Source organism: Streptomyces sp. NPDC007971, assembly GCF_042958635.1.
GTDB lineage: Bacteria > Actinomycetota > Actinomycetes > Streptomycetales > Streptomycetaceae > Streptomyces.
The window spans coordinates 180,369-206,132 of the sequence record NZ_JBIBJK010000002.1; the positions used below are offsets into that span (position 1 = coordinate 180,369).

Annotated in this window: 21 protein-coding genes and 4 pseudogenes; 16 read left to right on the top strand and 9 right to left on the bottom strand. The window is 72.3% G+C overall.

Annotated elements, in window-relative coordinates; genetic code table 11:
• Window positions 1–340: 340 nt before the first annotated feature.
• On the top strand, window positions 341–523 hold the full coding sequence (locus ACFZCP_RS04600) for a hypothetical protein (protein WP_391423995.1): 183 nt from the start codon (window positions 341–343) through the stop codon (window positions 521–523).
• 18 nt (window positions 524–541) lie between these two features.
• A complete protein-coding gene (locus ACFZCP_RS04605; protein ID WP_391423996.1) occupies window positions 542–1,705 on the top strand; it encodes a glycosyltransferase 87 family protein in 1,164 nt (387 codons plus the stop codon).
• Here the strand turns inward: ACFZCP_RS04605 and ACFZCP_RS04610 are convergent.
• The gene (locus tag ACFZCP_RS04610; RefSeq protein ID WP_391423997.1) at window positions 1,657–3,303 is read right to left on the bottom strand and encodes a DNA repair helicase XPB; all 1,647 of its coding nucleotides are present in this window, start codon (window positions 3,301–3,303) and stop codon (window positions 1,657–1,659) included. The genes ACFZCP_RS04605 and ACFZCP_RS04610 overlap by 49 nt on opposite strands.
• A gap of 27 nt (window positions 3,304–3,330) precedes the next feature.
• Between ACFZCP_RS04610 and ACFZCP_RS04615 the strand changes: the two genes are divergently transcribed.
• Window positions 3,331–4,971: a recombinase family protein gene (locus ACFZCP_RS04615; RefSeq protein WP_391423999.1), complete on the top strand. Its 1,641-nt coding sequence runs from the start codon at window positions 3,331–3,333 to the stop codon at window positions 4,969–4,971.
• 355 nt (window positions 4,972–5,326) lie between these two features.
• Here the strand turns inward: ACFZCP_RS04615 and ACFZCP_RS04620 are convergent, their stop codons facing one another.
• Window positions 5,327–5,869, bottom strand: a complete 543-nt coding sequence (locus ACFZCP_RS04620) for a transposase (protein WP_391424696.1) — start codon at window positions 5,867–5,869, stop codon at window positions 5,327–5,329.
• Here ACFZCP_RS04620 and ACFZCP_RS04625 point away from each other — a divergent pair.
• Window positions 5,807–5,937, top strand: a pseudogene (locus tag ACFZCP_RS04625) (IS5/IS1182 family transposase); the annotation flags it as partial. The gene ACFZCP_RS04620 and the pseudogene ACFZCP_RS04625 sit on opposite strands and share 63 nt — an antisense overlap.
• A gap of 105 nt (window positions 5,938–6,042) precedes the next feature.
• On the opposite strand, the gene ACFZCP_RS04630 reads toward ACFZCP_RS04625, so the two are convergent.
• A complete protein-coding gene (locus tag ACFZCP_RS04630; RefSeq protein WP_391424001.1) occupies window positions 6,043–8,691 on the bottom strand; it encodes a helicase-associated domain-containing protein in 2,649 nt (882 codons plus the stop codon).
• A gap of 104 nt (window positions 8,692–8,795) precedes the next feature.
• Between ACFZCP_RS04630 and ACFZCP_RS04635 the strand changes: the two genes are divergently transcribed.
• Both ACFZCP_RS04635 and ACFZCP_RS04640 read left to right on the top strand, forming a co-directional pair.
• Entirely contained in the window at window positions 8,796–9,872 is a 1,077-nt protein-coding gene (locus ACFZCP_RS04635; protein ID WP_391424003.1) for a hypothetical protein, read from the top strand.
• A 270-nt stretch (window positions 9,873–10,142) separates the two neighbouring features.
• Window positions 10,143–10,772 carry a haloacid dehalogenase-like hydrolase gene (locus tag ACFZCP_RS04640; RefSeq protein ID WP_391424005.1) on the top strand — a complete coding sequence of 210 codons (630 nt, stop codon included), beginning with the start codon at window positions 10,143–10,145 and terminating at the stop codon, window positions 10,770–10,772.
• Here ACFZCP_RS04640 and ACFZCP_RS04645 read toward each other — a convergent pair.
• Window positions 10,736–10,999, bottom strand: a complete 264-nt coding sequence (locus ACFZCP_RS04645; protein WP_391424007.1) for a hypothetical protein — start codon at window positions 10,997–10,999, stop codon at window positions 10,736–10,738. The two genes, ACFZCP_RS04640 and ACFZCP_RS04645, sit on opposite strands and share 37 nt — an antisense overlap.
• A gap of 165 nt (window positions 11,000–11,164) precedes the next feature.
• Between ACFZCP_RS04645 and ACFZCP_RS04650 the strand changes: the two genes are divergently transcribed.
• Complete coding sequence (locus tag ACFZCP_RS04650) at window positions 11,165–11,548, top strand: cold-shock protein (protein WP_189985524.1); 384 nt, start codon at window positions 11,165–11,167, stop codon at window positions 11,546–11,548.
• A 114-nt stretch (window positions 11,549–11,662) separates the two neighbouring features.
• On the opposite strand, the gene ACFZCP_RS04655 is transcribed toward ACFZCP_RS04650, so the two are convergent.
• The 4 genes from ACFZCP_RS04655 to ACFZCP_RS04670 all read right to left on the bottom strand — a co-directional run bounded on the left by ACFZCP_RS04655 (window position 11,663) and on the right by ACFZCP_RS04670 (window position 15,405).
• On the bottom strand, window positions 11,663–12,550 hold the full coding sequence (locus tag ACFZCP_RS04655) for an MqnA/MqnD/SBP family protein (RefSeq protein WP_391424009.1): 888 nt from the start codon (window positions 12,548–12,550) through the stop codon (window positions 11,663–11,665).
• A complete protein-coding gene (locus tag ACFZCP_RS04660; protein WP_391424011.1) occupies window positions 12,537–13,493 on the bottom strand; it encodes a futalosine hydrolase in 957 nt (318 codons plus the stop codon). Before ACFZCP_RS04660 ends, ACFZCP_RS04655 begins: the two co-directional genes overlap by 14 nt.
• On the bottom strand, window positions 13,466–13,939 hold the full coding sequence (locus tag ACFZCP_RS04665) for a DUF2771 domain-containing protein (RefSeq protein WP_362681397.1): 474 nt from the start codon (window positions 13,937–13,939) through the stop codon (window positions 13,466–13,468). Before ACFZCP_RS04665 ends, ACFZCP_RS04660 begins: the two co-directional genes overlap by 28 nt.
• 62 nt (window positions 13,940–14,001) lie before the next feature.
• Complete coding sequence (locus ACFZCP_RS04670; protein WP_391424013.1) at window positions 14,002–15,405, bottom strand: MFS transporter; 1,404 nt, start codon at window positions 15,403–15,405, stop codon at window positions 14,002–14,004.
• A 584-nt stretch (window positions 15,406–15,989) separates the two neighbouring features.
• On the opposite strand from ACFZCP_RS04670, the gene ACFZCP_RS04675 reads away from it, so the two are divergent.
• From ACFZCP_RS04675 to ACFZCP_RS04685, 3 genes are all read left to right on the top strand, one after another.
• Window positions 15,990–16,916 carry a DUF3027 domain-containing protein gene (locus tag ACFZCP_RS04675; RefSeq protein WP_391424015.1) on the top strand — a complete coding sequence of 309 codons (927 nt, stop codon included), beginning with the start codon at window positions 15,990–15,992 and terminating at the stop codon, window positions 16,914–16,916.
• Window positions 16,917–17,206: 290 nt separating this feature from the next.
• Entirely contained in the window at window positions 17,207–17,614 is a 408-nt protein-coding gene (locus tag ACFZCP_RS04680) for a YciI family protein (RefSeq protein WP_362681388.1), read from the top strand.
• Window positions 17,615–17,622: 8 nt separating this feature from the next.
• Window positions 17,623–18,768, top strand: coding sequence for a DUF6596 domain-containing protein (locus ACFZCP_RS04685; RefSeq protein ID WP_391424698.1), 1,146 nt, complete (start codon window positions 17,623–17,625; stop codon window positions 18,766–18,768).
• Between the two features lie 83 nt (window positions 18,769–18,851).
• Here the strand turns inward: ACFZCP_RS04685 and ACFZCP_RS04690 are convergent.
• Window positions 18,852–18,983, bottom strand: a pseudogene (locus ACFZCP_RS04690) (ATP-binding protein); the annotation flags it as partial.
• Window positions 18,984–19,166: 183 nt separating this feature from the next.
• On the opposite strand from ACFZCP_RS04690, the pseudogene ACFZCP_RS04695 reads away from it, so the two are divergent.
• The 6 genes and pseudogenes from ACFZCP_RS04695 to ACFZCP_RS04720 all read left to right on the top strand — a co-directional run.
• Window positions 19,167–19,328 (top strand): annotated as a pseudogene (locus tag ACFZCP_RS04695) (DUF397 domain-containing protein); the annotation flags it as partial.
• A 67-nt stretch (window positions 19,329–19,395) separates the two neighbouring features.
• Window positions 19,396–22,524, top strand: a complete 3,129-nt coding sequence (locus tag ACFZCP_RS04700) for a sacsin N-terminal ATP-binding-like domain-containing protein (RefSeq protein ID WP_391424017.1) — start codon at window positions 19,396–19,398, stop codon at window positions 22,522–22,524.
• Window positions 22,525–22,555: 31 nt separating this feature from the next.
• Window positions 22,556–22,690 (top strand): annotated as a pseudogene (locus ACFZCP_RS04705) (calcium-binding protein); the annotation flags it as partial.
• 237 nt (window positions 22,691–22,927) lie between these two features.
• A complete protein-coding gene (locus ACFZCP_RS04710) occupies window positions 22,928–23,707 on the top strand; it encodes a calcium-binding protein (protein ID WP_391424018.1) in 780 nt (259 codons plus the stop codon).
• A 160-nt stretch (window positions 23,708–23,867) separates the two neighbouring features.
• The gene (locus ACFZCP_RS04715) at window positions 23,868–24,752 is read left to right on the top strand and encodes a hypothetical protein (RefSeq protein ID WP_391424020.1); all 885 of its coding nucleotides are present in this window, start codon (window positions 23,868–23,870) and stop codon (window positions 24,750–24,752) included.
• A 202-nt stretch (window positions 24,753–24,954) separates the two neighbouring features.
• Window positions 24,955–25,737, top strand: coding sequence for a hypothetical protein (locus ACFZCP_RS04720; RefSeq protein WP_391424022.1), 783 nt, complete (start codon window positions 24,955–24,957; stop codon window positions 25,735–25,737).
• Window positions 25,738–25,764 lie beyond the last annotated feature (27 nt).

A 25,764-nucleotide genomic window follows, 5' to 3' on the forward strand; every position in this document is an offset into this window, starting at 1 on the left:
GGGCAAGAGCGGAGATTTTAGGTGAAGTGGCCGGGAGGGGGCCAACGAATTTCCGTGGAGTGTCCCGCACCGGGCCCCGGAGGGACCGTCCGCCGGCCATGAGGGTCTGTCCGGCGGCCTTGGAGGGTCTGTCCGCCGACCCTGTATGTTCCGTCCACAGGCCCGGAGGCTCCGACCGCCGCCCCTGCACCCCTGCCCACCGGCCAGGAGGCCTCGTCCCCTAGGGGGCATGGCACTACCGGTGGAGGGGTGCGGTCCACCCGGAGATCTACGCGGAGGTCCGCGGAATTGGACCCGGAGACCGATACCGGATCGATACCCGACGTTCCACCATGGAGACATGAGCGCAGCAACCGTCTCTCCAGCCCCTGTCCGGCCCCCGTCCGGTGCCACCGCCGTGGACGGCCCCCACCACCACCCGCTGGGCAACGCCCTGCGCGCCGTCAAGGTGTTCGTGGAGGCCGCGTTCAACGTCGTGATCCTCGGCGAGTACGGCGAGGAAGCAGGCATACACCGCAAGTAACGGCATAGGGTCACCTCCGTGCGGAAACGGACGGTGACGCCTCTCCCTGCCCTGCTGTCCCTGCTCCTCCTCGTGGTCTCTCTCGGCTCCTTCACCGCCCTGTGCGTCCTGCAGCGGGCCCCGATGGCCGACCTGCTGGTCTACCGGGCCGAGGGCGCGGCCGTCGCCCACGGCGGCGACCTCTACGGTTTCACGGTCACCGAGTGGCGGCTCCCGGCGACCTACCCGCCCTTCGCGGCGGTCCTGTTCGTGCCCACGGCCTGGATCCCGGTCGCGGCCCTGAAAGCGGTGTTCCTGGCGGGCAATGTGCTCCTGCTCGCCGGCCTCGTCGCCCTCTCCGCCCGCCTGGCCTCCCGCCCGCTGTCCCTGCCCCTCCTGTGCACGGCCACCGCCCTCGCCCTCTGGCTCGAACCGGTCTTCCAGACGCTTCTGTTCGGCCAGATCAACCTGGCCATCGCCTGCCTGGTCCTGTGGGACCTCACCCGCGCCCCCCGCACCCGCACCAGGGGCCTGGCCCTCGGCCTGGCGGCGGGGATCAAACTCACGCCGGCGATCTTCATCGCCCATCTGTTCCTGAGCGGACGCCGGCGGGAGGCGGCCACGGCGACAGCCGCCTTCACCGCCACGGTCCTCCTCGGCGCCCTGCTCCTGCCCTCCGCCAGCGCCGAGTTCTGGACCAGACGCCTCTACGAGACCGGAAGGGTGGGCAAGCCATGGATCGTGGACAACCAGTCGCTGCAGGGCCTGGTGGCCCGCGCGCTGCACGACCCGGCGCCGGGCCTCGCCTGGGCCCTTCCGGCGGTGGCCGTGGCGGCGGCGGGCCTGGGCCTGGCGGCCCGCGCCCGCGAGGACGGCCTCGGCATCCTGCTGACCGCTCTGACCGCCCTGCTGGTCTCCCCGATCAGCTGGTCCCACCACTGGGTGTGGTGCGTACCGCTGATCGCACTGCTCCTGGCTCGGTCACGCCCCCGCCTCGCGGCCCTGACGGCGGCGCTCTTCACCGCCCGCACCCTGTGGCTGATCCCCCACGCGGGCGACCGCGACCTGCATCTGCCCTGGTGGCAGCAGCCGCTCGCCGCGCCGTACCCCTTGCTGGCCCTGGCGCTCCTGGCGGGGACGGCGCTCGCGGTGGCTCAGCCGGTGCCGCCGGCGAGGATCTCGTCCGCGTCGACGATCCGGTAGGCGTAGCCCTGCTCGGCCAGGAAGCGCTGGCGGTGGGCGGCGAAGTCCTGGTCGATGGTGTCGCGGGCGACGACCGAGTAGAAGTGGGCCTGGTGGCCGTCGGCCTTGGGGCGCAGCACGCGGCCGAGGCGCTGGGCCTCCTCCTGCCGGGAGCCGAAGGTGCCGGACACCTGGACGGCGACCGTGGCCTCGGGCAGGTCGATGGAGAAGTTGGCGACCTTGGAGACGACGAGCACGCTGATCTCGCCCTCGCGGAACGCGTCGAAGAGCTTCTCGCGCTGCGCGTTGGACGTCTCGCCCTTGATGACGGGGGCGTTCAGATGCTCCCCCAGCTCGTCCAGCTGGTCGATGTACTGGCCGATGACGAGGATCTGCTGCCCGGCGAACCGGCGGACGATCGCCTCCGTGACCTTCCGCTTGGTCGCGGTCGTGGCACAGAAGCGGTACTTCTCCTCGGTCTCGGCGGTCGCGTAGGCCAGCCGCTCGGAGTCGGTCAGGTTCACCCGGACCTCGACGCAGTCGGCGGGCGCGATGTAGCCCTGCGCCTCGATCTCCTTCCAGGGCGCGTCGAACCGCTTGGGACCGATCAGCGAGAACACGTCCGACTCGCGGCCGTCCTCGCGGACCAGGGTGGCGGTCAGGCCGAGGCGGCGCCGGGCCTGGAGATCCGCCGTGAACTTGAAGACGGGCGCGGGAAGCAGGTGCACCTCGTCATAGAGGATCAGACCCCAGTCCCGGGAGTCGAACAGCTCCAGGTGCGGGTAGATGCCCTTCCGCCTGGTCGTCAGCACCTGGTAGGTGGCGATGGTGACCGGGCGGATCTCCTTCCTCGTCCCGCTGTACTCGCCGATCTCGTCCTCGGTCAGCGAGGTCCGCTTCACCAGCTCGTGCTTCCACTGCCGGGCCGAGACGGTGTTGGTGACCAGGATGAGAGTGGTGGATTTCGCCTCGGCCATGGCTCCGGCACCCACCAGCGTCTTTCCGGCACCGCAGGGAAGCACGACCACACCGCTCCCGCCGTGCCAGAAGTTCTCCACGGCCTGCTTCTGGTACGGCCTGAGCGCCCAGCCGTCCTCCCGCAGCTCGATGGGATGCGCCTCGCCGTCCACATAGCCGGCGAGATCCTCGGCCGGCCAGCCGAGCTTCAGCAGCATCTGCTTGATCTGCCCGCGCTCGGAGGGGTGCACGACGACGGTGTCCGGATCGAGGCGGGCGCCGACCAGGGGTGTGATCCGCTTGGACTTCAGCACCTCCTCCAGCACCGGCCGGTCGGTGCTGGTGAGGACCAGCCCGTGTGCGGGGTGCTTGCTGAGGGTGAGCCGCCCGTAGCGGTCCATCGTCTCGGCGATGTCCACGAGCAGCGCATGCGGCACCGGATACCGGCTGTACTGCACCAGTGCGTCCACGACCTGCTCGGCGTCGTGCCCGGCGGCCCGCGCGTTCCACAGGCCGAGCGGTGTGACCCGGTAGGTGTGGATGTGCTCGGGGGCCCGCTCCAGTTCGGCGAAGGGCGCGATGGCCCGACGGCAGTCGTCGGCCCGCTCGTGGTCGACCTCAAGCAGCAGGGTCTTGTCCGACTGGACGATTAGGCAGGACACACATACCTCCGGAGATAAGGTCGTCTCATGACAGAAGCAACGCCTGTCACAGCACGGGCTATGCCCCGTGCCCGACGCCGGAAGGGCGTCCCGGCCAGCGCGCCGGGGATGCGCGCCGCTATCTATGTTCGCCTATCGCGCGAAACAGACGAGACGACTTCGCCGGAACGCCAGCGCGCGGCTTGTGAAGCGTTGTGCGAGGCACGCGGCTGGGAGGTCGTAGCCGCCGAGGAAGACATCGATGTCTCGGGCTTCTCGCGCGGGCTCGACCGGCCGGGACTGCAACGCATCCTGACCAGGCTCGCCGAGCTGGACGTGATCGTGTTCTTCAAGATCGACCGGCTTGCGCGCTCCACGGTCGACTTCGCGGAGATCATGAGACTCGCCGAGCACCAGAGCGTTGCGCTCGCGTCGGCGACGGAGCCGCTCGACCTCACGTCGTCCATGGGCCGGTCCATGGCAAAGGTGATCGCGGTCTTCGCCGAGCTGGAGTCCGACACCATCGGGATGCGGGTGTCCAGCGCGCACGAGCACCTGCGCCGCGAGGGCCGCTACACCGGCGGTCGGGTCCCGTACGGGTACATGGTCGTCCCCAACCCCAGCGGGGCGGGCAAGGTCCTTGCGGTCAACGAGGACGAGGCCAAGACGATCAAGCGGATCGTAGAGCGGGTCCTGTCCAAGGACTCGCTCATGCAGATCATCAACGACCTCAACAACGAGGGCGTCCCGTCGCCCGGCCACTCCTCACGCCAGACCACGGGCAAGCGCAGCGACTCCAAGCAGTGGTACACGACGACGCTGCGGACCTTGCTGGGCAACCCCCAGTTGCTCGGCCAGGTCATCGAGGACGGAAAGCCGATCCTGCGGACGGACGGCCTACCGCTGGTCAACCGGCCGCCGATCCTCGACACGGACACCTGGCAGGCGCTCCAGGACGATTTGGAGCGCCGGGCCAACCCCGGTGAGAAGCGCCGGGAGGGGACGTCGCTGCTGCGCGGCATCATGCACTGCGGAGTCTGCGGCGAGCGCATGTACACCTTCAGCGGGCGCAACGGTCAGCTTCGGTACCGGTGCATCGGCCCTCTGAAGTACCGCCAGCGGGCAGCCAAGGGGGAGGAGAAGCCAGGAGTGAAGTGCTACGGGCCGAGCGTGGCAGGGGTGACCTCCGAGGAGTACGTCACCGAGCAGTTCCTCGCGAAGTACGGGCACCTCGCCGTGATGCGGATGGTCCAGGAAGCGGGCGAGGATTTCCGCCCGCAGATCAGGCAGGCCGCGGAAGCGTTGGCCGATCTGCAAAAGGATCGCTACGACCGGGGCCTGTTCAGGGGCGACGACGGAGCGATTCGGTACGCGGAGCAGTACGCCAAGCTGGAAGAGCGATTGGCGAGCCTGAAGGAGAGGCAGCGAACGGCGAAGCCCGGCGGCGTGAAGGCGGAGCCGACCGGAGAGACGCATGCCGAGCAGTGGAAGCGCTCGGACGTGGCCGGTAAACGAGATTTGCTGTTGAACGCGGGCGGCTATGTGGAGGTGGCACCCGCGCGGCGTGGCGGCAAGAAGCTGGACACGTCACGTCTATCGGTGTACTTCGGCGAAGAGGGGCACATGCGGCGGGCGGCAGCGGCGAAGGAGAGCGAACAGGAGACCGAGGCGGCTGACAGCCAGGGCTGACGCCGACGTCACCGGACACACGCAGCGGCGCCCCCACCGGACGGACGAGTGGGGGCGCCGCTGTCGGTGTTCAGGTCAGGCGGCGTGCTGGTCGGGGTTGTGCCAAGGGCCGATGACCTTGATAGATGGGCGGCAATACGACAGCGCCGCACCGTCGCGGGTTGTGAACTCAACTGTCTCCGCAATGAGTTCGCAGAGGGCGTCCCCGTCCGTCTCGGACAGTGCCGTCCTCAGCGTGGGGACGGACTCTGCCAGGTCCCAGGAGGCGGAACTGAGGCGAAAGCCGCCGAGGGCGTGCGCTGGCGCATCGAGCACGACTACCGCGAGATGAAGCAGGCCCCTGACTTTCGGTGGCTCAGGACAGAACGGGGAACGGGACAACCGGACGCACGAGGGTGGCCAGCGGGGTGTCGGCGGGCAGGTTGGACAGCCAGAACTGGACGGGTGCAGGCTCGGTGGCGGGCCATTCGGCCAGCAGCCGGCGCACCGGCAGTTCCGGGCCGTCGGCGGCCTTGCGGATCTCGCGTCCGGCAGGCCGCAGGCGCAGGGCCACGAACCGTGAGTACATGCGCTTCACACCGCTGCGGCCGCTGCCGGGCCGGGAGCCTTCCCGCCACTGCACCGGTTTGGCGGCCCGCTTGCCTGCCTCGATGACCAGCTTCTTCACCGTCTGCGCCGACTCGGGGTAGGCGGGCTGAGGCCGTGGGCCGCGACCGTCATAAGGCGGGGTGTGCGGCCGTGCCGTTTCCGGCTGGGCGGTGGTCGTGGTGGAGATGCCCACCACATAGCCGAGCCCGCGTTCTTCCAGACCCAGCCGGAAGGCTGCCGCATCGCCGTAGCCGCCGTCGGCGACATCGACTGGCTGGTGTCGGTCGACTCCACCGTCGTCCGGGCCCACCAGCACGCGGCGGGAGCCCGAAAAGGGGGCTCCGCAGTCCCGGTCTCGGACGCTCTCGAGGCGGGCTGCGGATGATCGCTCCGGGCGCTGTGACCACGTGCCCCGGCGCGGGTGCCGGTCCGGGGCAGCGGCGCGGGGGCCGGTCCGGAACAGCGGCAGGGGGGGTCCCCGCCTCAATCGTCCGCCAGCTCCGCGACCCCGGTGATCCGGTGCAGCGGATATGTCCGCACCTCGTCGGCCGTGTGGTCGTACGCCGTCACGAAGCCGCCCTCCACGCGGATCGGGGCGATGACGCGCTGGCTGGCCGAGCCCTCGGCGTTGACGTAGCCGATCCACAGGGACCCGCCGGTCAGCACGGCGGCCTGCATCGTGGCCAGGGTCTCCGCGGAGGACGTGCGGGGCAGCTCGCCGCCCGCGAGCGGGGCACCCGCGGCCCCGGTGGACCCGGCCGCCTTGCGCGGGGCGGTGGCGGCCAGGTCGCCCGCCCGGATGGCACGGATCGCGGCCGACAGGAGCGTGGCGTCGGGCGGCGGCGGGCCGTCCGGCACCGGCTCGGGCGGGGTGCGCGGCGGGGTGCGGTGGGCGTTGGCGCGGGTGATCAGCACGTCGCCCTCGGCGGACTCGGCGGCGGGCGCGTAGCCCATCGCGCGCAGGCCCTCCAACAGGGCCGCCGGGTCCGACTGGGCGGCCAGGACGGTCGGGGCGAGACGGCGCAGCCGCAGGGCGGCGGCCCGCTTGTCGGCGAGGATCTCGTTCAGCAGGGCGTCGTCGTCGCAGCGCACGTACGCCGAGGCCGCGCCCACCCGTAGGTGGCCGTGCTTGCGGGCCACGTCGTCGATCAGGTACGCCAGCGGCTGCGGGACCGGCGTACGGGAGTGCGCGGTGAGGAAGGCGTGCAGGTCGGCGGCGGCCCGGCCGGCGTCCAGGGCGCGCCGGACCGAGGCCGGGGTGAAGCGGTAGACGGTCGCGCCGCCCTTGGACTCGACGTCCGCGAGGACGTCGAGCGTGTCGGCGAGCGGACGCCGCAGCGGGCCGGGTGCCACGGCCGTCAGGTCGGCCTGCAGCAGCACATGGTCGAGGGGTTCGGGCAGCAGGGGCGCGAGAAGGCGGGCAGCGGCGGCGGTGTCGACGGCCTGCTCTGCGGGCGAACGGGGCTCGACGGGAGGGGCGGGACGGTGGTGGACGGGGAGTTTGTCGCCGGGACCGAAGGACTCGGCGGAGGCGGCCGCGCCGGCCGATGCGGCCGAGGCAACTGATGCGGCCGAGGCAACTGATGGGGCCGATGCCGACGTGACTGATGAGGCTGATGTGACTGATGCGGCCGATGCCCCCTTCGACGCGCCGATCAGCGCCCGCCCGTGCGCGGACAGCGCCCCGCGACCGGTGACACCGAGCAGTTCCGCCTCCGAGAGGGTCCAGCGGGCCAGCCGGGAGCGCAGATCGTCGTCCCCGGCGTCCTGCTGCTGACCGCGCAGCGCCCGCTCCCAGCGCAGCCGGGCCAGCACCGCTTCGGCGCGGGGGGCCGCTCCCTGCGGCAGCGCGGCCAGCAGGGCCAGCACCCGGTGCCGTACCTCGGGGGCGGCGGACCGGTCGAGTCCCGGCCCCAGCGCGGACAACGCGCGGTCCTTCGCGTCCCGCCCGCCGACCAGTCCCGCCGTCCGGGTGGCCGACAGCCAGACCTCGGCGAGCCGGCCCCAGCGCTCGGCGGGAGGCCGCTCCAGCCACTCCTCGTAGAAGGGGGTGGCCGCGTACCGCTCGTCGGCCTCGCCGTCGGAGGCCAGCAGGCCGGCCGCGTACGCCAATTCGACCCAGAAGGCGGCGACCGGCTCCGGCACGTCCAGGGCGACGGCGGTCCGCTTCAGGTCCCGCACGCTCAGCCCGCCGGCCCGCAGCACGGCCGGGCCGCCCTCGTCCCAGTCCTTCAGCAGCTCCTCGACGGTGGCCAGCGCGGTGTACGCCTGTCCGGCGGCGGTGGCGTCCACCACCTGGGGGGCGTGGGTGGCGTCCGGTCCGACGGCGGGCGGCAGCGGCTCGGGCGCACGGTGGGCGCGGCCCTCGCGCAGATGCAGGGCCACCTCACGGGGCAGGACGACCGTGCCCGGGGCGGTCGGCAGCAGCAGGCCCCGGTCCAGCAGCCAGCGCAGATGGGCGGCGGGGTCGGCGGTGACCTGCCCGTACGGCGGCCCCCAGACCAGGCGGGACAGGACCTCGCGGGAGGCCTCGGGCGCCTCGCCGAGCAGCGCGGTCATCTTCTTCCGGTCCGAGAACAGGCCGGTGAGCGCGGTCACCGCCGAGACCGAGTCGTGGGTCGAGGCCAGCCCGGCGGCGGCGACGATCTCCTGGATCCGCCCCGGGGACATGCCCGAGGTGGCCTCCTGCACGGTCGGGCCGAGGCCGGTCGGCGAGGGGTGCTGCGCGGACGGCGCGAGCAGCTCCCGCGCGGTGCGCACCAGGCGCATCCGTTCGTCGTCGCCCCACACCAGGGCCTGTTCGCGCAGGGTGCCGACGGCGCGGGGCAGCGCGTCCGCCACGGTCTCGTCCCCGGCGTCCCCCGCCATCAGGCCGAGGAGCGTGCCGTACGACGCCGGGTCCGGGGCCACGGCCAGGGCCTCCGCGGCCTGCAGCGCGAACCGGTCCAGCCGCTCCAGCGCGCGCAGCACCGAGGCGCGGGTGCCCGCGCGGGTGGCCAGCTGGGTGAGGTCGGTGGGGACGGGGGTGATGAGATCGGGTCGGCTGCGCAGCAGCGCGGCCAGCGAGGCGTCGTCCCTCATACGGAGCGACTCGGCGAGGGACCGGGGGGCTGAGTGGGCCTCGGGGCTCATCCGGTCAACGGTAGCCGACGGGGCGGGCGCAGCGGCTCCGAGCGGCGGGGAAGAGGCGGTACCTTCCTCAGCGGGGTTCATCGGCACCACCCCGGAGGGGCTGCGTGGGGATCGAAAGCGACCAGGTCGTCTACGAGTATCTGAGCCGCGTCGGCGATGTCGCTCACCAGCGGCAGCTGCCGTCGTCCACCCGGATGCGGCTGGTGTCGGACCTGCGGAACGAGATCGACCGGTGCCGGGCCGGAATGACGGTGGACACTCCCGCCGCCGTGCGCCGCATCCTGGAGCGGCTGGGCACCCCGGACGAGGTGGTCGAGGCGGCCGGTGGCACCGCGGGCGGTGGCACCACGGGCGGCGCCGGCCGGCCGCAGCCTCCGTCGGCCTCCGTTCCCGTCCAGCGGGAGACGGACCGGCCGGACGCCGGGGAACGGCCCAAGGGGCTGCGCAGGATCGTCCCCCGGCCGCGCCCCGCCGAGCCGGAGCCGCCCGCGCCGCGCACCGGACCCTCCCCGCCCCACCTCGCCGCCGCCCACGAACTCGGCGACAGCGCGGTGCAGCCCGACTGGTGGCGGGTACAGGGCAGCCCGCTCGACGAGGCGGCCGACGCCGACTCCGTACCGGGCTTCGTCGGCGGGGTGGAGATCCCCGACCTGTTCAGGCAACCGCGCAGGGATCCGGAGGGCCCCGAGGTCCCGAAGGGGACGGGGGAGGCGCCGGAGAGGACGCCGGACCGCACGGACCAGCAGCCCGCCGCCCGGCAGCCCGCCCGGCGCCGCCGTCTGTTCGGCCGCCGCGCCGCACCCGTCGCCCCGGCCGCCCGCCGTCTGCTGCCGGGCCCCGCCGCCGGCTGGACCAACCCCCTCCTTCTGCTGGCCGCCGCCGCGCTGGTCGCCGGTGCGGTGCTCGGCAACTGGTTCGCGCTGGCCCTGGGCTGGCTGATCGCCTACGGCTCCCGGCGGCTGACTCCCGCGGAGACCAAGTGGGCGGTGCTCGGTGTACCCGGTCTCGCGCTCGCGTCCGGCGTGATCTGGCTGTGGGGCCGCGCGAGTGGGCACTGGGGTGCTCCCATACCCCAGGGCCACGTGAACGACGCGGTCGCCGGGACGTGGCCCTGGATGATCCGTGGCGCGGCGGTGGCCTCGGCGCTGTTTCTGGTCTGGCGATCCCAGCGGAAGCGGTAGGGGTTTCGCCGACAGGAAGGATTCGACCCGGCGGGCCGGTGGGGGCTGGTCGCGCGGGATCCGCGGGCCGGTGGGGGCTGGTCGCGCAGTTCCCCGCGCCCCTGGTGGGGCGTGTGGCCCCCGGCTCCTTGCGATGCGCAGGTTTGTCGCCTTCTCAGGGAGGATTTGAACCCGCGGGCCGGTGGGGGCTGGTCGCGCAGTTCCCCGCGCCCCTGGTGGGGCGCGGGTACCTTGGCGTCGTGCCGGATGCGGTGTCGCACAATGGGGCCCATGCCTTTCACCGTCGGCTTCGACCTGGACATGACTCTCATCGACTCCCGCCCGGGCATCCACGCCTGTTACGTGGCCCTGGCGGAGCGGACCGGGACGTACATCGACGCCGATCTGGCGGTGACCCGTCTCGGGCCCCCGCTCGTGGAGGAGCTGGTCAACTGGTTCCCGCCCGAGCAGGTCCCCGCGACGGCCGATCTGTACCGGGAGATGTACCCGTCCATCGCGGTCGCCGCGACCCCTGCCATGACGGGCGCCGCGGAGGCGATCGAGGCGGTGCGCGCGGCCGGCGGCCGGACGATGGTGGTCACCGCGAAGTACGAGCCGAACGCCAAGCTGCACCTCGGCCACCTGGGCCTGGAGCCCGACGTGGTCGTCGGTGACCTGTGGGCCGAGCAGAAGGCGCAGGCCCTGCGCGAGTACGGTGCGGGCGTCTACGTCGGCGACCACGTCGGCGACGTCCGCGGGGCCCGCACGGCGGACGCCCTGTCGGTGGCCGTGGCCACCGGCCCCTGCGACGCCGACGAGCTGCGGGCGGCCGGCGCGGACATCGTGCTCGACGACCTCACCGCCTTCCCGGCCTGGCTGACCGCCTACCGCGAGGCGCCCGGGGCGGCCTTCCGCGCCTGACGCCGCCCGGCGGCGACCGAGCGCAGCACGCCCGCCCCGGCCACCAGGAACCCGACGGCCATGAGCATGCTCAGGCCGTACATGTATGTCGGAAAAGGCTTCATACCGAGGAACAGCGGGACCACGGTGACGAGGGTGGCCACGGCTCCGAGGAAGAACACCACGGCACCGGCACGGATCAGTCCGTCACCGGGCCCGGCGGAATTGGTTTGGGTTTTGTCACGCACCGGACCAGGGTAGTTCCCAGCGCGAGAGAACAACCGGGGGACGTCTTGTCACCCGCCCGAAGACCATTAGCCTTGGTAGCGGCGGGTCATGGTCGACCCGCTCTAGTGCTATCAAGAGCCGTTTCCGAAGTAGTTTTCCCAACGAGGACGAGGACGAGGACAGACGTGCCTACCGGCAAGGTCAAGTGGTTCAACAGTGAGAAGGGCTTCGGCTTTCTCTCCCGCGACGACGGCGGTGACGTCTTCGTCCATTCCTCGGTTCTCCCCGCCGGAGTCGATGCTCTCAAGCCGGGACAGCGCGTGGAGTTCGGCGTCGTCGCCGGTCAGCGCGGCGATCAGGCGCTCTCCGTGACCGTGCTCGACCCGACGCCGTCGGTCGCGGCCGCGCAGCGCAAGAAGCCGGACGAGCTGGCTTCCATCGTGCAGGACCTGACGACCCTTCTGGAGAACATCACGCCGATGCTGGAGAAGGGCCGCTACCCGGAGAAGGCATCCGGCAAGAAGATCGCGGGCCTGCTGCGCGCGGTCGCGGACCAGCTGGACGTCTGAGCCGTACCCAGGAGCCGGCCGCAGGAGACCGTGAGCCCGGGCCGCAGGAGCCCGTAGAAACCCGGCCGCCGGAGACCGCAGAACCCCAGCCGCAGGGAGAACCGAAGCCCGGTCTCAGGGGAAAGCAAGAGCATCAGGGCCGAGGGGCGGCAGCAGCCCCTCGGCCGCCGCACGCGTGAGCAGCCCGCGCACGGCCGCGTAGCCGTCCTCGCCGAGGCCGGCGGTGAACTCGTTGACGTACAGCCCGATGTGCTGGTCGGCGACGGCCGGGTCCATCTCCTGGGCGTGCTCCATGACGTACGGCCGGGAGGCCTCCGGGTCGTCCCAGGCGGCCAGCACGGAGGCGCGGACGGCGTCCGCGAGCCGGCCCAGGACCTCGGCCCCCAGCGACCGCTTGGCGATGATCGCGCCCAGCGGGATCGGCAGCCCGGTGGTGCGCTCCCAGTGCTCGCCCATGTCGGCGAGCTTGTGCAGCCCGTAGTTCTGGTACGTGAAGCGGGCCTCGTGGATGACGAGTCCCGCGTCCACCTTCCCGTCGCGCACGGCCGGCATGATCTCGTGGAACGGCATGACGACGATCTCGCCGACCCCGCCGGGCACCGTGTCCGCCGCCCACAGCCGGAACAGCAGGTAGGCGGTCGACCTCTCGCTCGGCACCGCGACCCTACGGCCCGTCAGCCCCTCACCGCCCGCGGCGTGGGAGGTGCCCCCGACGCCGTCCTCCCGCGTGAGCACGAGCGGCCCGCACCCCCGCCCGAGCGCACCGCCGCACGGCAGCAGCGCGTACTCGCCGAGGACGTACGGCAGCACCGCGTACGACACCTTCAGCACGTCGAACTCGCCGCGCTCGGCCATGCCGTTGGTGATGTCGATGTCGGCGAAGGTCACGTCCAGCGCAGGCGCGCCGGGGACGCGGCCGTGGGCGAGGGCGTCGAAGACGAACGTGTCGTTGGGACACGGGGAGTACGCGATCTGCAGGGTCTGCTGCTCACTGGTCGTCATGCGGGTTCCAACTCTCCAATGCGGGCGCGAGCTTCCCGAAACCCTCGGTGAGGGCGGCGAGCGCGTCGCCGATGCGCCAGGCGGCGCGGTCGCGCGGGCCGACCGGGTTGGACACCGCGCGGATCTCCAGCACGGGTACCCCGTGGGCGGCGGCCGCCTCGGCCACGCCGAACCCCTCCATGCCCTCGGCGAGGGCCTGCGGGTGGCGGGTGCGCAGTTCGGCGGCGCGGGCGGCGGTGCCGGTGACGGTGGAGACGGTCAGGACGGTGCCGGGGCGGGCACCGATGGCCTCGGACACGCGCCGTACGAGTGAATTCGGCGGCAGATGGGTGACGGTTCCGAAGCCGAGTCCGGTGACCGGGAGGAAGCCGTCGGCGGTCTCGGCGCCCAGGTCGGCCACGGTGATCGCGTCTGCGACGACGAGCGAGCCGAGCGGCGCCTCCGGCTGGAAGCCACCACCGATCCCGGCGGACACGACGAGGTCGTACGGGGTGCCGGCCAGGGCGGCGGCGGTGAGCGCGGTGGCGGTGGAGGCGGCGGCGAGGGCGGGCCCGACACCGGCGGCCAGCACGTCGTACCCGGCGCCCGTCCGCACCACGGAGAGCCCGAGGACCTTGAGGACACCAGGGACCCCGAGGGCACCGGGGACCCCAGGGACCCCGGGGAGGTCAGTGGCGCCGGGGCCACGCGGACCTCTTGGATGTCCCGGACCTCCCGGGACTTCCGGGCCTCCCGGTACTTCCGGGACTTCCGGCGCCTGCCGGACCTCCGAGTTCTCGGAAGCCGCGGGAACCTCGGGAGACCGCCGATCGCCCAGCAGCCGTATCGCCTCGCCCGCGCCCGGAAACGCCCGTGCCACCGCGTCCCGTTCGGCCGGGACCGCGGTGGCTACGAGGGTGCGTACGGAAGGCGTGATCAGGCCTTGTTCAGCTTGAAGGACCACAGGCCCTTGGCCGGGGACTGGCCCATCTGGATGGAGAGCGTGTTCGTGTCGCCCTGGGTGCCGTACTGGGCGTTGAAGAACGCGCTGCCCGGGATGGTGGTGTAGGTCTTGGTGCTCTTGTCCGTGAACTGGCGGCCGTTCACGAGGAGGAACCAGCCGGAGTCCGCGATCTTCGGGTCGACCCCGACACGGACGGTCTGGTCCGGATCCACCTTGATCGACTTGATGTCGCCGGCCTTCTTGGCGCACTTCGCGAGCGACTTGGCGTCCAGCGCCTTGCCGTCGTTGTAGCAGATCGCCTCGGAGTTGACCGAGTTTCGGCCGACGGTGATCGTCGCGACGGGCGTCGGCTTCTCGCAGGCAGACAGGACGAGCAGTCCGGCGGAAACGGCGCCGGCGACGGCGACGGCGCGGCGGCGTCGCACAACGGATTGCAGCGTGGTCATGGCCGAAGGCTATCGGGCACCCGGAGCCGTCCGCCCATGTGGGGTGCGGCGTGCCCGGTTCGTTACGCCACTCGCGCCCGCGGCCTGGTTCCGTGCCGCGCCGAGGAGAGCAGTCCGCGCAGCGTGGCCAGCCACCCGGCGGCCACCATCGCCGCGGCGACCACCAGCCCCAGAGTGCCGTTGAGCGGCATCACGATCCCGACCGCGCCGCCGAACACCCACGCCATCTGCAGCAGTGTCTCCGACCGGGCGAAGGCCGACGTCCGCACCAGCTCGGGCACGTCGCGCTGGATCAGCGCGTCCAGGGACAGCTTGGCCAGCGCCTGCGCGAACCCGGCGACGGCGGCCAGGCAGGCCACGAGGACGGTCCCGAAGAACAGCGCGGCCACGATCGCGGTCCCGAGGGCCACCGCCACCACGGTCACGATGATGATCTCCGGCGCCCTGGATTTCAGCCAGGCGCCGACGGCCGTGCCCAGCGCGTTGCCCGCGCCCGCCGCCACGCCCACGATCCCCAGCGAGACCGCGGCGCTCTGCCCGGCCAGCGGGTGCTCGCGCAGCAGGAAGGCGAGGAAGAAGATCAGGAAGCCGGACAGGCAGCGCAGGGCCGCGTTGGCGCCGAGGGCGTGGGTGACGGCCGGCCCGACCGTGCGCAGCCCGGGCCGCTTGGCCTGTTCCTTGCGGTGCGGCCCGTGCAGATGCTCCTCGTCGGCCGCGAGCAGGGCCCGGGCCTCGCCCTTGGCGGAGTCCACCTTGGGCGGCAGCGAGAACGACAGGAACGTCCCTGCAACGAAGATCACGAAGGCGCCGTACAGCGGCCAGGGATCCCCGACGGTGTGCAGCCCCGCCCCGATCGGCGCGGCCACACCGGTGGCCAGGAGCCCCGCGAGAGTGACCCGGGAATTGGCCTTCACCAGGGAGAACCGGGGAGGCAGCAGCCGCGGCACGACGGCACTGCGCACCACCCCGTACGCCTTCGACGCCACGAGCACCCCGAGCGCGGCGGGATACAGCTCCAGACTGCCGCTGGCCACGGCTCCCGAGATGATCAGCGCGAGCAGGGCCCGGGCGAGCATCGCCCCGGCCATTGCGGCCCGTCGCCCGTGCGGCAGCCGGTCGAGGAGGGGGCCGATGACGGGGGCGAGGACGGTGAAGGGGGCCATGGTGATGGCGAGATACAGCGCGACGCGCCCGCGCGCCTCGTCGGTCGGCACGGAGAAGAAGACGGTCGAGGCCAGGGCGACGGTGATCATGACGTCACCGGCGCCGTTCACCGCGTGCAGCTCGATCAGTTTGCCCAGCCCCGACTCGCCGGCGCCATGGGCGTGGGTGGCTTTCCGGATCCCGCGCGCGGTGCCGGTCACGGGGAAGTGCAGGGCACGGCCGACCGAGCGGACGGCCCCACCGACCCGACCCGAACCGCCGCCCCGAACGCTCCCCCTGTCCGCGCCTGCCACGTGGTTCATAGTGCCCCGAGACACCGCCCGATAGTGCGGTTTGAACCCAAGCGAGTCGGGAGCAAGCCCCGCAGAGGAGTTTCTCCTTGACCGCCGACACCCCGCACCACCGGGGCTGTCCCTCGGAGACCGGGGACGAGGGGCGGGGGTGTTTCTCGGCGTCGGGGGGTGAGGCTGCGGTGCGTTTTCCGGCGGCGGCGCGGGCCGGATACGGGGTGTTTTCCGGTGCTAGGGGGGAGGCACTGGGCGTTTCTCGACGTTGGGGGACAAAACGCAGGGACGCTCTTCGGCTTTCGGGGCCCGGGCACGGGGGTCGCTTCCCGGTGGCGGGGCCCGTGACGCCGGGGCAACTTCCCGGTAGGCCGAGTCGAGTGGGTGGGTGGGAAACATCGCCGCGAAGCGGCGGACTGTCCCCGACCACCGACGACGGGGTAGCGTGCGTATCTCAGCCAGCCATCAAGCACAATAGATGGCAGAGGTGCGCCCGAGCGCGATCGGAGTGCAGACGTCGATGCGGTCCCCAGGTCCGCTCCGTCCGCTCCACCGCCGGAGGCAGCCGCACTCAGAGACGGCGTAGGAGAGAAGCGATACCTGTGAGCGCAGCGACAACGCGAAGCCGCACCCCCGACCGCCTGTGCGCCGAGGCCGTCGACCTCGCCCGCGCCGCCGCCGAGGAGGCGGCCGCCCCCGGCGTGGTGGGTGAGCACGTGGGCCTGGTTTCGGAGGGCGACCGTGTTGTCACGCACTTCTTCGAGTGCAAGGAGCTGGGCTACCGCGGCTGGCGCTGGGCGGCGACCGTGGCCCGCGCCTCCCGCGCGAAGATCGTGACCCTGGACGAGGTGGTCCTCCTCCCGGGCTCGGACGCCCTCCTCGCCCCCGAGTGGGTCCCCTGGAGCGAGCGCCTGCGCCCCGGCGACCTCGGCCCCGGCGATCTGCTCCCCACCGACCAGGAGGATCTGCGCCTGGAACCGGGCTACACGGGCGACGAGCAGCCCCCGTCGAACTCGGTCGTGTCCGAGGACATGGCGGAACTGGCGGAGGCCGAGGACGCGGACGTCACCCCGGGCACCCCGGCCGTCCAGCCGACGGCCCCCATGCGTGGCTCGATCGCCGCGCTGGCCGAGGAACTGGGCATGCGCCGCGCCCGGGTCCTGTCCCGCTACGGCCTGCACACCGCCGCCGACCGCTGGGAGGAGGCGTTCGGCTCCAAGACACCGATGGCCCAGGCGGCCCCGGCGACGTGTATGACCTGCGGTTTCCTCTCCCCGATCGGCGGTTCGCTCGGCCAGGCCTTCGGCGTCTGCGCGAACGAGTTCTCCCCGGCCGACGGCCGTGTGGTCTCCCTGTCGTACGGCTGCGGCGGCCACTCGGAGGCGGCGGTCATGCCGAAGCCGCCCCAGCCGGCCCCGCCGGTGATCGACGAGATGAAGGTCGACGCCTTCCCCCTCCGCCCGTCCCGCGATTCGGGCTCGGTGCCCGAGCCGGGCGACGCGGAGACGGCGGAGCTGGGCCACTCGTAGCGCCGCCCGGTGCGCGGGCGCGCCGGGCGGCCTGGGCCTCGCTGTCCGGGTCGGGCGGGAGCCGCGCATCCGGTCGTGCGTGTTCCCGAGCCGCCGCACTCAGCGCATCCAGCGCATCCAGATGCATCCAGGCGCAACCGGGTACTTCTGGTGGCTTCCGGGTGCTTCTGGGCGCTTGCGCGAGGGGCCGGAAAAAATTCTTGGCGGCGATGTCGAGAATCCCGTGACCGGCTCCGTCCCCGGGGTGAACGCGACGACAATGGGTCGCACCAGCACCGAGGAGAACCACCATGGCCAAGTACCTGCTGCTCAAGCACTACCGCGGCGCTCCGGCTCCGGTCAACGACGTGTGCATGGACCAGTGGACGCCGGAGGAGATCTCGGCGCACATGCAGTACATGCACGACTTCGCGGCCCGGCTGGAGAAGTCCGGAGAGTTCGTCGACGGTCAGGCGCTCGCGGCCGAGGGGGCGTGGGTCCGGTACGACGGTGAGGGGCGCCCGCCGGTCACCGACGGCCCGTTCGCCGAGACCAAGGACCTCATCGCCGGCTGGATGGTGATCGACGTCGACTCCTACGAGCGTGCCGTCGAGCTGGCCGGGGAACTGTCGGCCGCTCCCGGGGCGGGCGGGAAGCCGATCCACGAGTGGCTGGAGGTGCGCCCGTTCCTGGCCGCGCCGCCCACCATCACGGAGTGACCTCACCGATGGACGAGGCCCTGCTCAGGAGCCTCACGCCCGGCGTGCTCGCCATTCTCGTCCGCCGCGGAGCAGACTTCGCGGCGGCCGAGGACGCCGTGCAGGACGCGCTGGTCGAGGCGATCCGGGTCTGGCCGGCCGATCCGCCGCGGGACGCGAAGGGCTGGCTGGTCACGGTGGCCTGGCGCCGGTTCCTCGACGCGACCCGGTCGGACGCCGCCCGCCGTCGGCGCGAGGACCTCGTGGACGAGGAGCCGGCGCCCGGGCCCGCGCCCGCGGTGGACGACACCCTCCAGCTCTACTTCCTGTGCGCCCACCCGTCGCTGACGCCGGCGTCCGCGGTGGCGCTCACGCTGCGCGCCGTCGGCGGTCTGACCACCCGTCAGATCGCCCGGGCCTACCTGGTGCCCGAGGCGACCATGGCGCAGCGCATCAGCCGGGCCAAACGCACCGTCTCCGACGTGCGGTTCGACCGGCCCGGCGATGTCGCCACCGTGCTGCGCGTCCTCTACCTGGTCTTCAACGAGGGCTACTCCGGCGACGTCGACCTCGCCGCCGAGGCCATCCGGCTCGCCCGGCAGCTCGCGGCCCGGGTCGACCACCCCGAGGTGGCGGGGCTGCTCGCGCTCATGCTGCTCCACCATGCCCGGCGCGCCGCCCGGACCGCGCCCGACGGCAGCCTGGTGCCGCTCGCCGAGCAGGACCGCGGCCGGTGGGACACGAAGCTGATCGCCGAGGGCGTCGGGATCCTGCAGGCGGCTCTCGCCCGCGACCGGCTCGGCGATTTCCAGGCCCAGGCCGCCGTCGCGGCTCTCCACGCGGATGCGCCCACCGCCGAGGAGACCGACTGGGTGCAGATCGTGGAGTGGTACGACGAGTTGGCGCGCCTGAACGACAGCCCGGTCGTCCGGCTCAACCGCGCGGTGGCCGTCGGAGAGGCGGACGGACCGCGCGCCGGGCTGGCGGCACTCGCGGAGCTGGACCCTTCGCTGCCCCGCCACACCGCGGTGGCCGCATACCTCCACGAGCGCGACGGCGACCTGGTGACGGCGGCACGGCTGTACGCCGAGGCGGCCCGCAGGGCACCCGACCTCGCCGAGCGCGACCACCTGACCCGCCAGGCGGCCCGGCTCAACACCCGCCGGTCCCGCTGACCGTGCGCGCCCGCACTCTCCCGCAGCACGGATTCCCGGGTTCCGGTGCGAGGCCGATCTCCGCCCACACCGTCTCCCGTCACGGCCGCTTCCAACGGCGGCCCCCGGGAGTGCAGTTGCTCGCAGGCGAGGAGCCGGGCGAGGCGGGCGCCGCGGGGCGTGGGGGACAGACGCACGCAGAAGTCGGGGATGTGAGTGGAGATTTCCCCGTTCACATCACTCGGCGTGGCCGTGCATGCGTACGGCGAACAGTGGCGAAGCAGATGTGCACAGTCACTGTCCGGGGTTGGCCGGTGGTGTCCGGTCTGTCGTGACGGTGCGTACGGGCAGGGGGCGCGGCGGCGCGGCGGCGGGGCGTTCCGACGGCGCTTTCCACGGCCGCCCCTTCGAGCTACAGCAGTGGCCCCCAGGGCGACTCCTGCGGGGAGATGGCCCCCGCCCCCGAAACCCTCCACGTCCGCGGCTCCGAGCAGACCGGCGGAGCCGTCCTCGGGCTCGCGCCCGTCACCTGGACGGAGTTCCCGGCTCACGCCGCCGGGCACCGACCCGCACCGTCCTGACCTCTCCCTTCGGTCCACCGGCCGCCCGCGCTGTACGGTCATCCTCACGTCGACGAGGAGAGTGAACGTGAGCAAGTACGTGCGGCCGGCCGCCGAGGGCGCCGACCCCTTCGGCACCGCCCGTCTGCGCCGCGGTGTCCTCGACGCCTGGGCCACCAGCCCCGCCCGGTTCCGTGAGGACGCCAACGCCGAGGAGGACCTGGTCCTCGGCGGCTACCGGGACCGGCTCGTGGTGGAGCTGGCCCAGAACGCCGCCGATGCCGCCGCCCGGGCGAAGGTGCCGGGCCGGCTCCGTCTCACCCTCCGCGACGGCGTGCTGGTCGCGGCGAACACCGGTGCCCCGCTGGACGCGGCCGGTGTCGAGTCGCTGTCCACCCTGCGCGCCTCGGCCAAGAGGGACGTACAGGACACGCATGGTGCCGTCGGCCGGTTCGGTGTCGGCTTCGCCGCCGTCATCGCCGTCACGGACGAGCCCGCGCTCGTCGGCCGGCACGGCGGGGTCCGCTGGGCGCTGGCCGAGGCGCGGGAACTGGCCGCCGAGACCGCCCGGCACAGCCCCGGTCTCGGGGACGAGATCCGGCGCCGGGACGGGCACGTACCGCTCCTGCGGCTCCCGTTCGCCGCCGAGGGATCCGCCCCGGACCCGTACGACACCGCCGTCATCCTGCCGCTGCGGGACACGGCCGCCGCCGACCTCGCCGAGCGTCTCCTCACCGCCGTCGACGACGCGCTGCTCCTCGCCCTGCCCGGGCTGGAGGAGGTCGTGGTGGAGGTGGCGGACCAGGAGCCGCGCACCCTTCGGCGCCGCAGCGAGGGCGCCGTCACCGTCGTGGAGGACTCGCGGAACGGGGTCACCCGCTGGCGTACCGTCTCCGCGCACGGGCCGCTCACGGCGGACCTGCTCGTCGACCGGCCGGTCGAGGAGCGGCTGCGCCCGCACTGGTCGCTGACCTGGGCGGTGCCGGAGGACGCGGACGGCCGCCCGGCGCGGCCGCGGACCACCGCCGTCGTGCACGCACCCACGCCGAGCGACGAGCCCCTCGGCGTCCCCGCCCTCCTGATCGCCTCCTTCCCGCTGGACACCACCCGCCGGCACCCGGCACCGGGTCCGCTGACCGACTTCCTGGTGCAGCGGGCGGCCGACGCCTACACCGGGCTGCTCGCCGAGTGGCGTCCGGTGAGCGAGGGCGTCATCGACCTCGTACCGGGGCCGCTGGGCAAGGGCGAGCTGGACGGCGCGCTGCGCCAGGCGATCCTGGAGCGGCTGCCGCGGACCGCCTTCCTGCCGCCGGCCCTCGACTCCAAGGGCGACGACGAGCTTCCGGAGGTGCTGCGGCCGCGGGACGCCGAAGTGGTGGAGGGCGCGGGCGCGGACACCGTACGGGTGCTCGCCGAGGTGCTGCCGACGCTGCTTCCCGCCGGGCTCGAACGCCGGGTGGAGCTGCGCACCCTCGGGGTCGCCCGGCTCTCGCTCGCCGACGCCGTCGACCGGCTCGCCGGTCTGGAGAAGGACCCCGACTGGTGGTGGCGGCTCTACGACAGCCTCGCCGGCGTCGACCCCGACCGGCTCTCCGGGCTTCCGGTGCCGCTCGCGGACGGCCGTACCACCATCGGCCCTCGGCAGGTCCTGCTGCCCACCCCGGACGCGGCCCTCGTCCACCCCGACGTGCTCGGCCGGCTCGGGCTGAAGGTCGCCCACGAGGACGCCACCCACCCGCTGCTGGAGAAGCTGGGCGCGCTGCCCGCGACCCCGCGCGCGGTGCTGACCACCCCGCAGGTGCGGGCCGCCGTGGCCGCCTCGCTGGAGGACGAGGGCGGGGCGCTGTGGGAGGAGGACGCCCCGGACGCGGAGGAGCTGGCCGAGACCGTCCTCGCCCTGGTGCGGGACGCGGGTCTGGAGCCCGGTGACGAGCCGTGGCTGGGCGCTCTCGCCCTGCCCGACGAGGACGGCGAGCTTGCTCCGGCGGGTGAGCTGGTCTTTCCCGGCAGTGCCTTCGCCCGGGTGATCCGCCAGGACGAACTGGCCGCGGTGGACGGCGAGATGGCGGCCAAGTGGGGCGAGCAGCCTCTCACCGCCTGCGGGGTTCTCGCGGACTTCGCGCTCGTCCGCGCCACCGACGTCGTCCTCGACCCGGACGAACTGGAGCCCCGCGAGGGCGACTTCGCCGAGCCCGACGACGCGGGTCTGCTGGATGCCGTGGACGTGTGGTGCGAGGACATCCTCGACCGCTTCCCGGACAGCCCGGTGCCCCCGGTCGCCACCGAGCTCGTCGCCGTGCGCGACCTCGACCTGGTGGACGACGACCACTGGCCCGAGGCGCTCGCCCTGCTGGCCCGGCCGCCGCTGCGCGACGCGCTCACCCAGCCGGTGCGCATCCTGCTGCCCGACGGCACCCACGAGGCCGTACGGCCGTACACCGCGTGGTGGCTGCGCGGGCATCCCGTCCTGGACGGGCGCCGGCCCGCCGGTCTGCTCGCGGCCGGCGGGGACCCGCTCCTGCGCGGCCTGTACGAGGAGGCGGACGCCACCGGATTCGAGGACGAACAGGTGCTGCGCGCACTGGGCGTGCGGACCTCGGTGGCCGCCCTGCTGGACGAGCCCGGCGGCGCCGCCGAACTGCTGGACCGCCTTGCCGACCCCGAACGGTCCGTCACCCCGGCCCAGCTGCACGGACTGTACGGCGCGCTGGCCGAGACGGACCCGGAGCAGGTGACCCTGCCGGAGGACCTGAGGGCCGTGGTCGACGGCGGTGAGACGGTCGTGGACGCCTCCCGTGCCGTGGTGGTCGACTCGCCGGACCTGCTGCCGTTCACCTCCGGTGTCCCGCTGCTGCCCGTCCGGCCGTCCCGGGCCGCCGAGCTGGCCGAGCTGTTCCAGGTGCGGCGACTGAGCGAGTCCGTCACCGGCGAGGTGCACTCCGAGGGCGCCGAGCACGACGTACCGGAGTCGGTGCGGGTGCTGCTCGGTCCGCGCACCCCGGACACCTATGTCGAGCACGAGGAACTGGTCGTGGACGGCGTGGAGATCGACTGGCGGCTGACCGACGACGGCGTTCTGCACGCGGCCACCCTGGAGGGCGTCGCAGCGGGCCTGGCGTGGGCGGCGGGCCAGTGGCCGCGCCGCTTCGAGGTGGCGGCGCTGCTCGAAGACCCGTCGCGCGCCGAGGAGTTGGCGCGGGACCGCTGGTTCGACTGATCTCGACGACTCTCACAAGGAGAAGTCCGGTTCCTTGAAGTCGGTCAAGGCGGACTCCAGGGGCAACCTGAAGACCACGACCAAGGCCACGGTCGACGGCGACTACGGCTTCTCCTTCGCGGGCAACTCGTCCACCGCGGCGGTCAACGCCACGGGTGACTTCGTTCGACGTGCGATAGGTCCGGCGTCTCGGTATCTCCGGCATCTCGGGGGATGTCCTGCATCTCCGGGGCCCCGGCATCTCCGGCATCTCCGGCATCGCCGTCAGGGATGCGTAATTGGCTGGATTGATCCGAACGTCTGTACAACCATTGATCCATCTCGGGGATCTGATCATGGGAGCCGGACCGGCTCCCGTGATCACTCGGACCCTGTGTCCATCCAGCTTCACCCAGGGGAATACATGCGCATTCGTGCCACCGTGGCCGCCGTCTCCGGCGCCGTGGCCCTGTCCGCCTTCGCCATTCCGGCTGCCCACGCCGACGAGGCCCACGGCGACACCAAGATCTCGAACGTCGTGGTGAACGGCGGCAAGTCCGTCGTCGTCGGCGCGACCGGGAGCAAGACCTTCTCCGTGTCCTTCACCGTCACGGACAACTCGGGCGTCAAGTGGGGGCAGGCCGTCCTGTTCCACGGCTCGGACCTCGACCACGCCGACAGCGGTGCGGTCGCCAACACGAGCGACCACCGCTCCAGGTGCACCAAGGTCAGCGCCACCAAGTCGACCTGTACCGCGACCTACACGCTGAAGGCCGGCTCCAACCTCATCAACAAGGTGGCCGGCACGTGGAAGGTCTGGGCGATCGCCCAGGCCAACGACAACAACTACGTCCAGAAGGACGCCGTCAAGACCTTCCGGGCCCAGCGCCTGTCCAAGCTGACGGTCAACGCCGCCCCGGAGCCGGTGAAGAAGGGCAGGACCCTCACCGTCACCGGCGCCCTGACCCGGGCCAACTGGGACGCGGCCACGTACTCCGGCTACGGCTCGCAGTCGGTGAAGCTGCAGTTCCGCATGAAGGACTCCAGCAGCTACACCACCCTGAAGACCGTCAAGGCGGACTCCAGGGGCAACCTGAGGACCACGACCACCGCGACGGCGGACGGTTACTACCGCTTCTCCTTCGTGGGCGACGCCGGCACCCCGGCGGTCAGCGCCGCGGGCGACTTCGTCGACGTGCAGTAGGGCGCGGCGTAGTCAGGGTGTGAGCGTACGGGTGTTCCGGGGGCGGATTCGTCGGAACACTCGTACAACCATCAACCTTCTTCGCGGGTCTCACCGTCGAGTCAACAGACTCCACGATCACCTGGGCCTCGTGCCCACTCTTCTCCCTTCAGGGGAACACATGCGCATTCGTGCCACTGTGGCCGCCGTCTCCGGCGCCCTGGCTCTCTCCGCCTTCGTCGTGCCGGCCGCGCAGGCCGCCGACGCCGGCCCGTCCTACCGCACCGAGGTCGCGAAGGTGCTCTCGCACTCCGCCTCCGGCAGGACCGCGTTCACCGCCACCTCCGCTCCGGTGGGCGACCTGGACGTCTCCTTCTCCGACTTCAAGATGGTCAAGGCGATCAAGGTCGGCACGTCCGCCCACGTCAACACGTTCGTCACCTACACGCTGACCCACGGTGCCGACGTCGACATCACCGCCGACACCTTCCTCACCGGCCCGGTGCTCTACCGCGGCTCCTCCGACGACCCGGACAACGTCCTGGGCGGCGACGCGCCGGCGAGCTGCGTCAAGGTGACGGCGACCACCGCCTCCTGCAAGGGGCCGATCGACATCTACCCCAAGGGCGAGTTCAGCTCGGGGCTCCGGAACTCCGAGGCCGGCACCTGGCACGCCGCCGCGCTCGCGGTCGACGTCGACAGCGAGAAGAGCGCCATCCAGTTCGGCCTCGGCTCGACCCTGGTGCAGCGCAACTCCAGGCTGACGGTCAACGCCTCCCCGGAGCCGGTCCAGAAGGGCAGGACCATCACGGTCGCCGGCAAGCTGTCCCGGGCCAACTGGGAGGACCACCAGTACCACGGCTACACCGGCCAGGCGGTGAAGCTGCAGTTCCGCAAGAAGGGCTCCAGCACCTACACCACGCTGAAGACCGTCAAGTCGGACTCCACGGGCAACCTGAGGACGACGGTCAAGGCCACGGTCGACGGCTACTTCCGCTACAGCTTCGCGGGCACCTCGACCACCCCGGCGGTCAACGCCACGGGTGACTTCGTCGACGTGAAGTAGGCGAAACGGGCGGTACGGATCCGGACCCGGAGCATGTCCCCTCCGGGTCCGGAACCTCTCTTCTCACTTGTGTCATGGACTGGCAATGCGCGATCAAAATCCGGCCGGAAATCGTTTCTGACGTACAACCAGTCACGCCCCTCACGGATCTGATCGCGTGAGTCAACCGACTCCACCATCACTTCTCCCTCCAGGGGAACACATGCGCATTCGTGCCACCGTGGCCGCCGTCTCCGGCGCCCTGGCCCTCTCCGCCTTCGCCGTCCCGGCCGCGCACGCCGCCGCCGCGGCGCCGAACGTCACCTTCTCGAACATGAAGGTGAACAGCGGTACGGCCGTCACCCTCGGCGCGACGTCCACGGCCAAGGTCAAGGCGACCTACACCGTGACGCACCCCTCCACCGTCTCCATGACCAACATCCTGACCGGCCCGGTGCTCTACCGCGGCACCTCGGCCCAGGACGCCGACACGCAGGTCGTCAGCGACGACCCGGGCACCTGCACCAAGGTCAGCTCCACCACGCTGAACTGCTCGGCCACGATCACCCTCCCCGCGAACGAGCTGTACAACTCGGACGCCGGCACGTGGAAGACGGGCGGTGTCGCCTTCGACACCAAGGCCAACACCCAGAAGTGGCAGAGCGACCTGGGCACCATCCCGGTCCGCCGCGCCGCCAAGCTCACCGCCGACGCCACCCCCGAGCCGGTCAAGAAGGGCGCGACCCTCACGATCACCGGGAAGCTGACCCGTGCCGACTGGCAGCACGGCACGTACACCGCGTTCGGCGGCCAGTCCGTCAAGCTCCAGTTCCGCAAGGCGGGCACCAGCACCTACAGCACCGTCAAGACGCTCACGACGTCCTCCACGGGCGCTCTGAAGACCACGGTCACGGCCGGCTCCGACGGCTACTACCGCTACAGCTTCGCGGGCGTGTCGACGACGTCGGCGGTCAGCGCCGCGGGCGACTACGTCGACGTGCAGTAAGCCCGTCCCGCACGACAGACGGCCGCG

Excerpts from the sequence above, each read along its gene's own strand:
- ACFZCP_RS04720 (WP_391424022.1), top strand. The coding sequence starts at position 24,955 with ATGCGCATTCGTGCCACCGTGGCCGCCGTCTCCGGCGCCCTGGCCCTC.
- ACFZCP_RS04680 (WP_362681388.1), top strand. The coding sequence starts at position 17,207 with ATGGCCAAGTACCTGCTGCTCAAGCACTACCGCGGCGCTCCGGCTCCG.
- ACFZCP_RS04670 (WP_391424013.1), bottom strand. The coding sequence starts at position 15,405 with ATGAACCACGTGGCAGGCGCGGACAGGGGGAGCGTTCGGGGCGGCGGT.
- ACFZCP_RS04655 (WP_391424009.1), bottom strand. The coding sequence starts at position 12,550 with ATGACGACCAGTGAGCAGCAGACCCTGCAGATCGCGTACTCCCCGTGT.
- ACFZCP_RS04640 (WP_391424005.1), top strand. The coding sequence starts at position 10,143 with ATGCCTTTCACCGTCGGCTTCGACCTGGACATGACTCTCATCGACTCC.
- ACFZCP_RS04715 (WP_391424020.1), top strand. The coding sequence starts at position 23,868 with ATGCGCATTCGTGCCACTGTGGCCGCCGTCTCCGGCGCCCTGGCTCTC.
- ACFZCP_RS04665 (WP_362681397.1), bottom strand. The coding sequence starts at position 13,939 with ATGACCACGCTGCAATCCGTTGTGCGACGCCGCCGCGCCGTCGCCGTC.
- ACFZCP_RS04630 (WP_391424001.1), bottom strand. The coding sequence starts at position 8,691 with ATGAGCCCCGAGGCCCACTCAGCCCCCCGGTCCCTCGCCGAGTCGCTC.
- ACFZCP_RS04600 (WP_391423995.1), top strand. The coding sequence starts at position 341 with ATGAGCGCAGCAACCGTCTCTCCAGCCCCTGTCCGGCCCCCGTCCGGT.
- ACFZCP_RS04615 (WP_391423999.1), top strand. The coding sequence starts at position 3,331 with ATGACAGAAGCAACGCCTGTCACAGCACGGGCTATGCCCCGTGCCCGA.
- ACFZCP_RS04685 (WP_391424698.1), top strand. The coding sequence starts at position 17,623 with ATGGACGAGGCCCTGCTCAGGAGCCTCACGCCCGGCGTGCTCGCCATT.
- ACFZCP_RS04710 (WP_391424018.1), top strand. The coding sequence starts at position 22,928 with ATGCGCATTCGTGCCACCGTGGCCGCCGTCTCCGGCGCCGTGGCCCTG.